A 13,461-nucleotide genomic window follows, 5' to 3' on the forward strand; every position below is an offset into this window, starting at 1 on the left:
ACCGTTTAGCTGCGGTTTTTGAAAATAGTGCTTGCATTGCCGCAGCTAAATGGGCAAACTATCACAGTGCAAAGCCGACCGAGTGTGTTTCCGCAGGTCAGCGGCAATCAAGTGTTTTCGATGTTTGGAGGAACCATGGCTCTACCCCAGCTTACCGACGAGCAGCGCAAGGCCGCCCTCGAGAAGGCTGCCCAGGCCCGTCACGAGCGCGCTGAGCTGCGCGAGAAGATCAAGAGCGGCAAGGTCACCCTGGAGGAGGTCCTCGACTCCGACGACCCCATCGCCTGCCGCATGAAGGTCTCCACGCTCATCGAGTCCCTCCCCGGCTATGGCAAGGCCAAGGCCGCCAAGATCATGGACGAGCTCGGCATCTCCGCCACCCGTCGCGTCAAGGGCCTCGGCGCCCGTCAGCGCGAGCAGCTCATCGAGCAGCTCTCCAAGTAAGTTGGCCAGAAGAGCTCGCCTCTTCGTGGTCTCGGGGCCGTCAGGTGTGGGCAAGGGTACCCTGGTCGCGCGTCTGCGCGAGCAGGAGCCGGGCCTGGGCCTGACGGTCTCGGCCACTACGAGGGCACCCAGGGAGGGCGAGGTAGAGGGCACCTCCTACTACTTCCTCACCGAGGACGAGTTCGACCGCCGCGTGGCGGCCGGCGAGTTCCTGGAGTGGGCCCACGTGCACGGGCACCGCTACGGGACGCTGCGCGCCGAGGCACAGCGCCTCATGGACCAGGGTCGCTCCGTCGTTCTTGAGATCGACGTGCAGGGCGGCATTAACGTCCGCCGCGTTCACCCCGACGCGGTTCTCGTCTTCATCGAGCCCCCCTCAGCGGAGGAGCTCGAGAGGAGGCTTCGGGGCCGTGGCACCGAGGACGAGGCGTCCATCCAGATGCGCCTTGCCAACGCCACCAAGGAGTTGGGCTACGCGGACTCCTACGACGTCCGGATCGTCAATGACGACCTCGACCGCGCCGTGGCTGAGCTGGCCCATGTGATCGATACGTACGAGACTGACGGAGGTCCCTTCTAAGATGTCTGTTACCAAGCCCCAGATTGACGGCCTGCTCGAGAAGACCGAGCAGAACCCGTTCCTGCTGTGCTCCCTCGCCTCCAAGCGCGCCTGCGACATCAACAACATGATTCGCGGCCAGCACCTGCGCGTGGCTGCCATCCAGGACTTCGATGACATCACCACCATGGTCTCCGGCAAGGACACCGTCTCCATTGCCATGGAGGAGATCAAGGATGGCACCCTGAGCTTCGTCAAGGAGGACTTCGACGAGGACATCAAGGGCGCCAACACCATCTCGATGTAGCCATGACCCAGAGACTTTGCCTGGTCCACTACCACGAGATCGGCCTCAAGGGCAAGAACCGCGCGACCTTTGAGAACCAGCTCGTGACCAACCTTCACCGTGCGCTCAAGCCGTTCGACGTGGCCAACATTGGCCGCATCTCCGGCTACATCGTCGTGGAGGCCGCCGACCACCGCGCCACCGACGCCATGGCCGCGGCCATCCGCCAGGTGCCCGGCGTCGCTCGCGTGAGCCTTGCCTACAAGTGCGGGCTTGACGAGGACGAGTACAAGGCGGCCGCCGTCCAGGCGCTCTCCGAGGCGGGGGACTTCTCCACCTTCAAGGTGCATGCCAGGCGCTCCTCCACCACCTATCCGGTCCACACGCTGGAGATGAACCAGCTCGTGGGCTCGGTGCTGTGCGAGGCCTTCCCCCAGAAGAAGGTCGACGTGCACAACCCGGACGTCACCGTGGTCGTCCACGTGGTCCAGGGCTCCACCTACGTCTACGCGGCCTCCGCGCCGGGCGTGGGCGGCCTTCCCGTGGGCACTGCTGGCAAGGTCGTGACGCTGCTCTCCAGCGGCTTCGACTCGCCGGTCGCCACCTGGATGGTCGGCCGTCGCGGCGCCACGTGCATCCCGGTGCACTTCTCGGGGCGTCCGCAGACCTCCGACACGAGCGAGTGGCTCTGCCAGGACATCGTTGACGCCCTGGCGCCCTCCGGCGTCGTCGGGCGCCTCTACGTGGTGCCCTTTGGCGACAGGCAGCGCGAGATCTCCCTTGCGGTGCCGCAGAGCCTGCGCATCCTCATGTACCGTCGCGTCATGTTCCAGGTGGCCGAGCGTATCGCGCAGCTCGAGGGCGCCAAGGCCATCGTGACCGGTGAGTCCCTGGGACAGGTTGCCTCCCAGACGCTGGAGAACATCACCGCCGTCAACGAGGCCGTCACCATGCCCGTCCTTCGTCCGCTCATCGGCTCCGACAAGCAGGAGATCATCCGCCGCTCGCAGCAGATCGGCACGTACGAGATCTCCAGCCAGACGGCCCCGGACTGCTGCACGCTCTTCATGCCGCGCCGCCCGGAGACCCACGCCCGCATGCGTGACATCCACGAGGCCTGGGAGAGCTTTGACCACGAGGCCATGGTCGCGGATCTCGTGGAGCACATGGAATACCGCGACTACTCGCAGTGCCCCAGCTACCATGCACCCAAGGGTAGGCTTCGCGCCCACCACTCGGAGCTGGCTCCCATCGAGCCGGAGCTCTCGGACGTGGAGAGGCCCGAGGGCGAGTAGCCCTGGCACCCGTTGTGTTGAATGGCCCCTTCCCTTTGGGAAGGGGCTTTTTGGTGCCGCTTGCACCTTTGGCGCATGGGGCTTTGACGTTGCTCGGCGAGAGGTGCGATTGAGCCTGCGAGCGGCGTTCACTGCGGGCGAATCGGTGATGACTTTCTGGTATGTACCAGTTGATTTCGACCTTGCCTTTATGCGGAAACGCGAATGGCCGCAAGCATGCCGTCAGCTTGCGGAAAGCCTGCCGAAAGGGGACTTTGCCGACCGGGGCCTCCCTGCCGCTGACCTTGCCCCAGAGTTGTGCCAGGGGGTGGTCGCATGCAGAGGGCTGCAAAGGGAGGCCTTGCAAGAAGGCTTCTGGCGGGTAGGGTCCCGGCGCTGATGACGGCTCTGGTCGTCATCTGCCTTGCGGGAGTGCTTCTGACGCTCGGGCGGGGCGGCGGGGTGACCATAGAGCGCTCCGACGGGGTAGAGGCGGCGGCCGGCCAGGAGGCGGACGCCTCGGAGGGAGGAGAGGCCGCCGAGACGGTGGCTCCCGTCCTCGTCGTTCACGTCGACGGCTGCGTGGCCTCGCCGGGGGTCTACGAGCTCGCGGGTCCTGACCTGCGCGTGAACGACGCCGTGGAGGCGGCGGGAGGCCTTCTGCCCGAGGCCGACACGAGCCAGATGAACCTTGCGGCTGGGCTTGCCGACGGGCAGAAGGTGCTCGTCCCGGCGCGGGCGGAGGAGGGCGCGGCCGCCGCTGCGCCAGGGGGAGGCACCGCCTCGCAGACGGGCGCAGGCTCGCTCGTGAACATCAACCTTGCCACGGCAGACCAGCTCCAGGCGCTCTCGGGCGTCGGCGAGGCTACGGCGCGGGCCATCGTGGAGGACCGCGAGGCCCACGGCCCCTTCTCGTCGGTCGAGGACCTCATGCGGGTCTCTGGCATAGGGCAGAAGAAGTTCGACAAGCTCAAGGGGCAGATCTGTGTCTGAGGGGCGCGTTCGGAGGGAGTTTCCCAGCCGTCCCGCGGTCCCGCTTGCCCTGCCGGCGCTGCTGGTCGTTCTCGCGGTGGAGCGCCTGACTATGACGGGGGTCGTGACCTGGGGTCCATTGGCGCTTGGAGTCGTCCTTCTCCTTGCGGGGTTGCTCGCGCGGGCCGCTTCCTCGTCCGCACAGAGGGGCGAGGGCGGACTGCGCGCGCTCGCGCCTGTGCTTGGGGCGGCGTGCGTGGCGGCGGCCCTCGCGGGCCTGTCCTGCCGGGCGTCGGTGGCGTGCGTCTCGGAGGCGCTTGCGTCGTCTTCCGTCTCAGGGTGGAGGTTCGAGCTCGTCGGCGACATGTCGCCCACTACGACGGGCACCTGGCGGGGCCGCGCGCGTGCGGAAGGCGAGGCGTGCTCTGGCTACGTCTGGCTCACCTCCCCGGACGAGCTGCTCATGGGAGACCGGATACGCTGTGTCGGGAGGTTCTCGCCCAACGCTGACGACGAGTGGGGCAGAAGCTCGGCCGCGCAGGGCCTGTCCGGGTCCGTTCGGGTGGTGCTCGCGACCGAACGTGACGAGCCGGAGGGGCTGGCGCTTCTGGCCAGGCGCATCAGGTGGGCCGCCCTTGACGTGCTGCGGCCCGGGGAGTCTGACTCTGGGGCGCTTCTGGCCGCCTGCGTGTGCGGGTATGCGCCACCCATGAGGGCGCGAGGTCTCTCCGAGGAGTTCTCGCGGGCGGGAATATCGCATCTGGCGGCCGTGTCCGGCTCCCACCTGGCGCTCGTCGCCTCGTGCGTATCCGCCGTTCTCGAGGGGCTTTGCCTTGGGGTCCGGGTGCGCTCCGTGGCGTCGATCCTTGTGACGGGTGGGTTCGTGCTGCTCTGCGGCCTGCCTGTCTCGGCCGTTAGGGCCTGGGCCATGGCGTGCGTCTCCCAGGCGGTCGCCCTTTCCGGCAGGAGGGGCCACCAGCTCTCTTCGGCAAGCCTGGTTGGGCTGGCCATGGCGCTCCTTGATCCCAACCTCTCGGGGCAGCTGGGCTTTCTCCTCTCGGTCTCGAGCGTCGTTGGCATCGGGCTCTTCTGCCCATACGCGCGTTTTGCCCTGGGCGAGGCCGCTTTGGCGCTGGGCTCCATGGGCGCCGGGGCTGCCGGTCGGGGCGTGCCGCGGCCTCTTGGGCAGGCGCTTGGAAGGTTCGGGCGTGTCGGCCGCGGCGCACTGGATGCCCTGGCCGTATGCGTGGTCTGCCAGGCGTCAACGTTCGCGATCGGCGCCTCGTCGTTTGGGAGCGTCTCACTGGTGGCGCCGCTGGCAAACCTCCTCGCCGCTCCCGTCCTGGGCATCCTCATGCCCCTGGGGCTTGCCGTGGGGGTCGCAAGCCCGGCCCCCGTTGCGGCCGATTACCTTGCGCGCCTTGCCGGGGCGGTGGCCCAACCCATCCTCGCGGGGGTCTCCTGGCTCTCTTCTCTGGGCCTTGCGAGCGTCCCCGTGTCGGTGGACCTTGGGCTGGCCCTCCTGGTCACCGTTCTTCTGTCTGCGGTCCTTCTCGTTGCGTGGCCCAGGCCCAGCGGCCGCCTGCTTGCGGGCGGGACGCTCGTTGCGCTTGCCCTGGCGGGGGCCGTTCTCCTCCGCCTGCGCTGGCTTGCGCCGCCGCGCGTCTGCGTCCTTGACGTGGGGCAGGGCGACGCCATCCTGGTGCAGGACGGGGGTAACGCGATCCTGGTGGACGCGGGGCCCGGCGATGCCGTGGAGGCGGCCCTTGCAAGAAACGGCGTCCTCCACCTCGACGCCGTCCTGGTCACGCACCTTCACGACGACCACTACGGAGGCCTCTCCGCGCTTGGCCCTATGCTTTCCGGAGGAGAGGTCCTGTTCGGGCAGGGCGTCTCCGGCTCGCTGACCGACGAGGTCAAAGGCGAGCTCTCGGCGCTTGCCCCGGGCTCCGTGTCAGAGGTGTCCCACGGTGACGTTCTGCGTGTCGGGCGCTTCTCGCTCAGGGTGGTCTCTCCGGTCGGGCCCACGGACGGGTCCCAGAATGCGGACTCGGTGCAGCTGGCCCTCTCGTTCGAGGACGGCCCGCGCAGCCTCTCCGGTCTCCTCACCGGCGACGGCGAGAAGGACGAGCTCGCAGCCGAGCTGGGACGCGGGGACGTCGGGGACATCGACTTTCTCAAGGTCGGGCACCACGGGTCCGCCGTCTCTCTTGGCGAGGCCGAGGCCATGGCCCTAAGCCCTGAGGTCTCCATTGCGAGCGCGGGCGCCAACAACCGGTACGGTCACCCTCGGCAGGAGTGCGTGGACGTCCTGGAGAAGGCCGGGTCCGCCTTCCTCTGCACGATGGACGTCGGTGACGTGACCGTGGAGCCAGGGGAGTTGGGACCGCGCGTCACCACCGCCCGCGCGGCCGCCTGACCCGGCGTGCGCGGATGCGCCGTTTGTGGCAAAGTTGGGTATTCGAAGCGAAGGGAGCGAGCATGGCGGGTGCGACAAGGCTTCTTCCGGCCTACCTGGTGGTTGGTCCGGACGAGCTCAAGAGGAAGCAGACGGTGACGAGGCTGCGTGCCCACGTGGAGGGCTCCTTTGCCGACTTCAACCTTGAGGAGCTCGTCGCCTCCGCGGACATGGAGCCCGTGGGGGTGCTCTCGTCCCTCAACACGCTGCCCATGGGGGGAGACCTCCGCGTCGTCATCATCGAGAACGCCGGAAAGCTCCCAAAGCCCGTCTCGGAGGCCATCATCGAGTACCTCAAGGCCCCAAACGAGAGCTGCACGCTCCTGCTTGTGGCGGAGACCCTCGCCAAGTCGACGCGCCTCTACAAGGCCGCGGCAAAGGTCGGTCCCCGGTCCGTCATCGAGTGCGGCGCCCCCAAGCGGCGTGACCTCACGCCCTACGTGCAGAAGCTCGCGGCGGCCCATGGCGTCGGGATTGACGCCGACGCCGCGTCCGAGCTCGTGAGCCGCGTCGGCGAGTCCACCACGATGCTCGACAACCAGCTCTCCGCCCTCTCGGCGCTCTTGGGCGGGCGGGGACAGCTCACCCGCGCCTTCGTCGAGCAGAACGTCGCCAGGACGGCCGAGGTCAAGCCCTGGGAGTTCCTCGACCGCATTGCGGAGAGGGACGCGCGCCGCTCCTTCGAGCTTCTCGCCCTGCTGCGCGGCAACTCCGCCATCGGCCTCCTGAGCCTGGTGACGGGCCGCATCCGCGAGCTCATCTGCGCCAGGGCCCTCATGGCGCGGGGGGACGCCCGCGGCATCGCGGCTGCGTTGGGCAAGGCCGACTGGCAGGTGCGCGGCCACGCCAGGAACGCCGGCCGCTTTGCGGAGGGGGAGCTCGAGGGCCTTCTGGTGGAGTGCGCCCGTGCCGACCGCGCCCTCAAGACCGGTGCCGACGCCGATGCCACCATGGCCGTCCTCGTGGCGCACATCTGCGGCGTCCGCTAGGCACGGCTTTGCCGGATGCCCGCCCCGTCCGTCTGGCCGGTCTTCTCGCCTGGGCGCAAACCGTTTGAGCACAAAAAAGGACCTCGACCGAGGTCGGGGTCCCAAGAAGCCACTTTGTGGCAGAAGCTACTTGATGGAGTTGACGAGCTTCTGGGCGCCGGACTTGCGCTGGGCAGCCTGGTTCTTGTGGATGATGCCCTTGGAGGCAGCCTTGTCGAGCAGACGGCCAGCCTTGTTGGCAGCGGCCTGGGCGGCCTCGACGTCATTGGCCTCAACGGCGGCGCGGACGGCCTTGATGGCGGTCTTGAGCTCGGAGCGGACAGCCTTGTTGCGCTGACGCGCCTTCTCAGCGGTGATGATGCGCTTCTTCTGAGACTTGATGTTAGCCACGTGCAGTTCCTTTCGGTTTCTAATATCTGAGGCCTCTGTGCTGAGACACGGCGAGGTCAACTTCGCGAGTATAGCATGAAGACTCGGAGTTCGCTATCATTCACCTTATGTCTACTAACGATACCTCACATATCCGCAACTTCTCGATTGTTGCGCACATCGACCACGGCAAGTCGACCATCTCTGACCGCATCCTCGAGCTCACCCATACGGTGCAGGAGAGGGACATGGAGTCCCAGCTCCTGGACACCATGGACATCGAGCGCGAGCGCGGCATCACGATCAAGTCGAACGCCGTGAGGGTGATGTATGACGCCGATGACGGCCAGACCTACCAGTTCAACCTCATCGACACCCCGGGACACGTCGACTTCACCTACGAAGTCTCGAGGTCCCTGGCCGCGTGCGAGGGCGCGGTCCTTGTCGTGGACGCCACCCAGGGCGTGGAGGCCCAGACGGTCTCCAACGCCAACCTGGCCATGAACGCCAACCTGGACATCGTCCCGGCCATCAACAAGATTGACCTTCCGAGCGCCCACCCCGACGAGGTCAAGGAGGAGATCGAGGAGGACCTTGCCATCCCGGCAGACGACGCCGTGTGCGTCTCCGGCAAGACGGGCGAGGGCATCCATGACCTTCTGGAGGCCATCGTCTTCCTGGTCTCGCCCCCCAAGGGTGACGCGGACGCGCCGCTCAAGGCCCTCATCCTGGACTCCTACTTTGACGAGTACCGAGGCGTCGTCGCCACGGTGCGCGTCTTTGACGGCTCCATCTGCAAGGGCCAGACGCTGCTCATGATGCAGTCCGGCATCGACTTCCTTGTTGACGGCGTAGGCGTCAAGCGCCCTGCCGAGCAGCCCGTCGGCGAGCTGGGCGTGGGTGAGGTCGGCTACGTGGTCACGGGCCTCAAGGACCCCGACGCGGTGCGCGTGGGAGACACCCTCACCCTGGCCGAGCGCCCCACGGCAGAGCCCCTGCCGGGCTATCGCGAGGCCAAGCCCATGGTCTTCACGGGCCTCTTCCCCGTGGACAACAAGGACTACGAGAACCTCCGCGACGCCCTGGACAAGCTTCACGTCAACGACCCGTCCCTCACCTGGGAGCCCGAGACCTCCGTGGCTCTGGGCTTTGGCTTCCGCGTGGGCTTCCTCGGGCTTCTCCACATGGAGGTCGTCAAGGAGCGACTCGAGCGCGAGTTCAACCTCTCGCTCATTGCCACGAGCCCCTCGGTGGACTACCACGTCTACAAGACCGACGGCACCATGATGGAGGTCAGGAGCCCCCAGGACCTGCCGGACGTCACGCGCATCGACCACATCGAGGAGCCCTACCTCAAGGCCAAGATCATCGTTCCGCCCGAGTACACGGGCGCCGTCATGCAGCTTGCCATCGAGCACCGCGGCATCACCCAGGACATGGTCTACCTCACGGAGAAGTCCGTGGAGATGCACTTCGACATCCCGCTGGCCGAGCTCATCCTTGACTTCTTCGACCAGCTCAAGAGCCGCACCAAGGGATACGCCTCCCTCGACTACGAGTTCAACGAGTACCGTGCCTCCGAGCTCGTCAAGCTGGACATCCTGCTTGCCGGCGACGAGGTGGACGCGCTCTCGTTCATCGTCCACAAGGACAAGGCCTACTCGCTGGCCCGCGGCCTGTGCGACAAGCTGAAGGAGATCATTCCCCAGCAGCTCTTCGAGGTGCCCATCCAGGGCGCCATCGGCAACAAGATCATCAGCCGTTCCACCGTCCGCGCCCGCCGCAAGGACGTCCTCGCCAAGTGCTACGGCGGAGACATCTCGCGCAAGCGCAAGCTGCTCGAGAAGCAGAAGGAGGGCAAGAAGCGCATGAAGCAGATCGGCAGCGTGGAGGTGCCGCAGGAGGCGTTTCTCGCCGTGCTCAAGGTGGACGACGAGTGATGGCGCCCACGCAGACGCAGTCCCCAGCCGACGTCCTGGCCGCCCTTGGCCCGGGCGTCGGCCTTTGCGGGGAGCTTGCGCCCTTTGCGGGCGGCAGTGCGGGCCTCCCGCTTGCCCAGAGACTTGCCGAGCATCCGCTGCTCATGGCGCCCATGGCCGGCGTGACGGACTCGGCGTACCGCATGATGGCCCGGGCCGGCGGGGCAGACCTCGCCTACTCCGAGATGGTCTCGTGCGCTGGCCTGCACTACGGCGGCGAGAAGACCTGGGAGCTCGTTGACGTGGCTCCCGGGGAGCCCGACCTCGCCGTCCAGCTCTTTGGCACCAAGCCCGAGCTCTTTGCCGAGGCCGCGGCCGGCGTGGCCGAGCGCCTGGGCGAGAGGCTCGTCCTCATCGACATCAACATGGCCTGCCCCGTGCCCAAGGTCACCAAGAAGGGCGAGGGCGCGGCGCTCATGGAGACGCCCGAGCTTGCGGCTTCCCTGGTGGCGGCCTGCGCGGGCGCCGTCGACGTGCCCGTGACGGTAAAGATCCGCCGCGGCCGGCGCGACGGCGCCGAGGTCGCGCCGGAGTTCGCCCGCCGCATGGCAGACGCCGGCGCGCAGGCCGTGGCCGTGCATGGCCGCTATGCCACGCAGTTCTACCATGGCGAGGCGGACTGGGACGTGGTGCGCAGGGTCGTCGAGGCCGTTGACGTGCCGGTCATTGGTTCCGGAGACGTGAGAGACGCCCGCGAGGCGGCCCGCATGCTCACCGAGACCGGGGCCACGGCAGTCATGGTCGCGCGGGGAAGCTATGGCAACCCGTGGGTCTTCTCGCAGGCCAGGGCACTCCTGTCTGGCCATGAGCCCGAGCCCGTGAGCCTGGTGAGGCGCGTCGACGCCTTCGAGTGTCACATGCGCCTCCTCGCCGCCACGGGAGCCCACCTCAAGCGCGGGCGCAGCCTTGCCACCTGGTACCTGCGGGGTATGCCCGAGGCCGCCTACTGGCGCGGGCGGGCAAACGAGTGCTCCACGCTTGAGGAGTTCCTCGGCGTGACGGCCGAGCTTCGTCGGGCCATGGCTGAGGCCGACGCCTCAAAGGACGCGGCTCATGAGTGAGCGGGGCTGGGACGGCCGCCTGAGGACGTCTTCGGCCCAGGCCCTCTACCTGCACGTGCCCTTCTGCGCCCGCAAGTGCGCCTACTGCGACTTTGCCTCCTGGGACACGCGGGCGCAAGACCCGCTCATGGCCGCCTATGCTCATGCCCTCTCCGTTCAGATCGACGAGGCCGAGGGCCTGGGGCTTCTCCAGGACGCCGACACCGCCTACGTGGGCGGAGGCACGCCAAGCCTTCTGGGCGAGGGGCTGGCCCCCCTCGTCTCCCGCGTGGCCGCACTGGGCGTCTCCGAGCTCACCTGCGAGGCCAACCCCGACTCCCTGACCGACTCCCTTCTCGAGGGCCTTGCTCGCGCCGGGGCCACGCGGCTGTCCGTTGGCGTCCAGAGCCTGGAGGACGCCGAGCTGGCCGAGCTTGGCCGCCTCCATGACGCGGCGTGCGCCAAGGAGCGCGTGGCTGCCGCGGTGGCCTCGGGCCTGGACGTCTCCTGTGACCTCATGTGCGCCACGCCATGCCAGACGGACGCCTCATGGGGGCGGACGCTGCGGCAGGCGGCCGCGCTTGGCGTCGGCCACGTGAGCGTGTACCCCCTCATGATCGAGGAGGGGACGGCGCTTGACCGTCGGTACGCCCATGACCCCTGCGCGTGGAACTCCGACGAGGTTCAGGCGGCCAGGATGCAACAGGCTCAAGTTCTGCTTGAGGGTTACGGCTACCGCCGCTATGAGGTCGCAAGCTATGCAATGCCTGGTAAAGCGTGTCGTCACAACAAGGCCTATTGGACAGGTAGACCCTACCTCGGGCTAGGCACCCAAGCCTCAAGCATGCTCACCCTCAATGGTTACTCGAGGCTTCGGGGACTGGCGCGGCAGCTGCCGGAGCCTCCCTGCGGCACGGCTCGGGTGCGCCTGACCATGACGTCGGAAAGAGGGCGCCTCGCACAGGCCCCCTCGCTTGCGGGCCAGCCCTTCTCGCTTGAGTTCCTCGGCGAGGCGCAGGCGGTCGCCGAGGACCTCATGCTTGGTGCTCGCCTCGTCGAGGGGCTGGACCCCGGGCTTCTTGGCCACGCGCGGGAGGTGCTTTCGGCGGGCGCACTCGACGCCTGCCTGGAGGGGCTCCTCGCGGACGGCCTGCTGTCGGAGCGTGACGGCCGCCTTGCCCCCACGGAGTCCGGCTGGCTTCTGGGCAACGAGCTCTACGAGCGGCTCTGGGACCTCGCCCCTGGCGAGGTCGCATCTGTGGATTGCGGCGCCTGAGGCGGTCCTCTCCGGCGCTCTTGTGGCATCCTAGCCACTGACCAGACGGGACCCAGGAGGGGAGAGGCAATGCCGGGAAAGCGCGACGACGTCATCAGTTGGGACGAGTTCTTCATGCGGGTGGCCATTGCGGCCAAGCTGCGCAGCAAGGACCCCAACACTCAGGTCGGCGCCTGCATCGCCGACACGCACCACCGCATCCTCTCGGTTGGCTACAACGGCACCCCGGCCGGTCTCGACGACGACGAGTTTCCCTGGGAGTCCACGGGAGACCCGCTGACCGACAAGCACAACTACGTCATCCACGCCGAGGCCAACGCCATCCTCAACTACCGCGGGTCGCTCAAGGACATGGCGGGCGCCACGGTCTACGTCACGCTCTTCCCCTGCCACGAGTGCGCCAAGACCCTCGTGCAGGCGGGCATAGGCGAGGTGGTCTACCTCGACGACAAGTACCACGACACCGAGGACGGCGTGGTGTCCCGCTCTATCCTGGACCGCTGCGGCATCTCCTACCGCCAGGTGGTCGTGGCCGAGTAGACCTGCCGCCCGGCGTGTTTAGACCGGACGCGCCGCGGATATAATTCCAACCATGCGCCGGCGGGCCCGCCCCCGCCGGCCCTCATCCCACCCCGGACAAAGGGACCAGCCACATGGCATCCATGAACGACAAGGACTACTACGCCATTCTCGGCGTGTCCAAGGACGCCTCCACGGAGGAGATCCGCAAGGCCTTCCAGCAGAAGGCCAGGAAGCTTCACCCCGACGTCAACAAGGAGCCCGACGCGGAGGAGCGCTTCAAGGAGGTCTCCGAGGCCTACGCCGTCCTCTCCGACGACGAGAAGCGCCGCCGCTACGACGCCATGCGCTCCGGAGTGCCCTTCGCCGGCGGCTACTCCGGCCAGGCCCCGCGCGGCGGCTATGGCGACCCCTTTACCGGCGGCCCCTATGCCTGGGGCCCCTTCGGCGCCTCCACGCGCAGGCAGTCCAGGGCCTATCGGCCCCGTCAGGGAGCCGACGTCGTCATCGACGTCACTGTCGGTGCGGAGAAGGCCGCGACCGGCATGCGGCGCGGCGTCACCTACCAGCGCTATGCCGCCTGCGACCACTGCCACGGCACGGGCTCGGTCGAGGCCGAGCACTCCGAGACCTGCCCCACCTGCGGCGGTCGGGGCCGCATCTCCGTGGACCTCGGCTCTATCTTCGGCATCGGCGTCATGGAGATGGAGTGCCCCGAGTGCGAGGGAACGGGCCGGGTGGTGGCGGACCCCTGCGACGTCTGCGGCGGCACCGGGCGCACCCTCACCGCCTCCGAGGTCGTCGTGGACATCCCTGCCGGGTCTCATGACGGCGACGAGGTCCGCGTGCCCGGAATGGGCAACGCCGGCACCAACGGCGAGGCCGCGGGTGACTTCGTCTGCCGCGTCTGCGTGCCGGAGGAGCGCCTCACCCCCTCGCAGGCCAACGGCTTCGCCCTCATCGGCTTTGCCGTGCCCTTCGTGGTCTTTGGCCTGCTCACGCGCTCGCTCGGGTCCTTCTCGCTGTTCATCGCCGCACTTGTGGTGGCCGGCCTGGTCATGGTCGTGCGCGGCGGTGTCAAGCTGAGCCGCCGCTGGTGGAGAAACGCGGGCATGGCGCTGGGCAACGGCGCGAGCCAGGGCTTCACCATCGCGCTGTTCGTCACGCTGATGTTCTCGTGCACGGCCGGACTCGGTCGGGTCGGGTACATGGGACGTGGCTTCTAGCCGCGCGCGCCGGGCCGCCAGCTGATAAGATTTCCTCTGCGCAAACCTTCGTCGGGGGCCATCGGCCCCC

The 13,461-nt window shown here is 67.8% G+C and carries 13 protein-coding genes; 12 read left to right on the plus strand and 1 reads right to left on the minus strand.

The features are described 5' to 3' along the window. The first annotated feature begins 135 nt into the window (after positions 1-135). From mihF to holA, 7 genes are all read left to right on the plus strand, one after another. Positions 136-444 (plus strand): integration host factor, actinobacterial type, encoded by a 309-nt coding sequence (mihF, locus tag DXV50_RS03170; protein ID WP_117204755.1) that lies wholly within the window; start codon positions 136-138, stop codon positions 442-444. 1 nt (position 445) lies between these two features. Continuing rightward, positions 446-1,024: a guanylate kinase gene (gene gmk, locus DXV50_RS03175; protein WP_174233336.1), complete on the plus strand. Its 579-nt coding sequence runs from the start codon at positions 446-448 to the stop codon at positions 1,022-1,024. Position 1,025: 1 nt separating this feature from the next. Continuing rightward, positions 1,026-1,310, plus strand: coding sequence for a DNA-directed RNA polymerase subunit omega (locus DXV50_RS03180; protein ID WP_117204757.1), 285 nt, complete (start codon positions 1,026-1,028; stop codon positions 1,308-1,310). A gap of 2 nt (positions 1,311-1,312) precedes the next feature. Beyond that, entirely contained in the window at positions 1,313-2,584 is a 1,272-nt protein-coding gene (gene thiI / locus DXV50_RS03185; protein WP_117204758.1) for a tRNA uracil 4-sulfurtransferase ThiI, read from the plus strand. A gap of 315 nt (positions 2,585-2,899) precedes the next feature. Continuing rightward, positions 2,900-3,556, plus strand: a complete 657-nt coding sequence (locus DXV50_RS03190) for a ComEA family DNA-binding protein (RefSeq protein ID WP_117204759.1) — start codon at positions 2,900-2,902, stop codon at positions 3,554-3,556. Beyond that, complete coding sequence (locus DXV50_RS03195) at positions 3,549-5,954, plus strand: ComEC/Rec2 family competence protein (protein ID WP_117204760.1); 2,406 nt, start codon at positions 3,549-3,551, stop codon at positions 5,952-5,954. The genes DXV50_RS03190 and DXV50_RS03195 overlap by 8 nt, the downstream gene beginning before the upstream one ends. Before the next feature lie 62 nt (positions 5,955-6,016). Next, entirely contained in the window at positions 6,017-6,982 is a 966-nt protein-coding gene (gene holA / locus DXV50_RS03200) for a DNA polymerase III subunit delta (protein ID WP_117204761.1), read from the plus strand. Between the two features lie 126 nt (positions 6,983-7,108). Here the strand turns inward: holA and rpsT are convergent, their stop codons facing one another. Beyond that, positions 7,109-7,372 carry a 30S ribosomal protein S20 gene (rpsT, locus tag DXV50_RS03205; protein ID WP_117204762.1) on the minus strand — a complete coding sequence of 88 codons (264 nt, stop codon included), beginning with the start codon at positions 7,370-7,372 and terminating at the stop codon, positions 7,109-7,111. A 107-nt stretch (positions 7,373-7,479) separates the two neighbouring features. Between rpsT and lepA the strand changes: the two genes are divergently transcribed. From lepA to DXV50_RS03230, 5 genes are all read left to right on the plus strand, one after another. After that, entirely contained in the window at positions 7,480-9,291 is a 1,812-nt protein-coding gene (lepA, locus tag DXV50_RS03210; protein ID WP_117204763.1) for a translation elongation factor 4, read from the plus strand. Continuing rightward, positions 9,291-10,391: a tRNA dihydrouridine synthase DusB gene (gene dusB / locus DXV50_RS03215; protein WP_117204764.1), complete on the plus strand. Its 1,101-nt coding sequence runs from the start codon at positions 9,291-9,293 to the stop codon at positions 10,389-10,391. The genes lepA and dusB overlap by 1 nt, the downstream gene beginning before the upstream one ends. Next, positions 10,384-11,646 (plus strand): coproporphyrinogen-III oxidase family protein, encoded by a 1,263-nt coding sequence (locus DXV50_RS03220; RefSeq protein WP_117204765.1) that lies wholly within the window; start codon positions 10,384-10,386, stop codon positions 11,644-11,646. The genes dusB and DXV50_RS03220 overlap by 8 nt, the downstream gene beginning before the upstream one ends. A gap of 69 nt (positions 11,647-11,715) precedes the next feature. Continuing rightward, positions 11,716-12,186, plus strand: coding sequence for a deoxycytidylate deaminase (locus DXV50_RS03225; RefSeq protein ID WP_117204766.1), 471 nt, complete (start codon positions 11,716-11,718; stop codon positions 12,184-12,186). A gap of 113 nt (positions 12,187-12,299) precedes the next feature. Further along, positions 12,300-13,391 (plus strand): DnaJ domain-containing protein, encoded by a 1,092-nt coding sequence (locus DXV50_RS03230; RefSeq protein WP_117204767.1) that lies wholly within the window; start codon positions 12,300-12,302, stop codon positions 13,389-13,391. Positions 13,392-13,461: the final 70 nt, after the last annotated feature.

This window comes from Paratractidigestivibacter faecalis, from assembly GCF_003416765.1.
GTDB lineage: Bacteria > Actinomycetota > Coriobacteriia > Coriobacteriales > Atopobiaceae > Paratractidigestivibacter > Paratractidigestivibacter faecalis.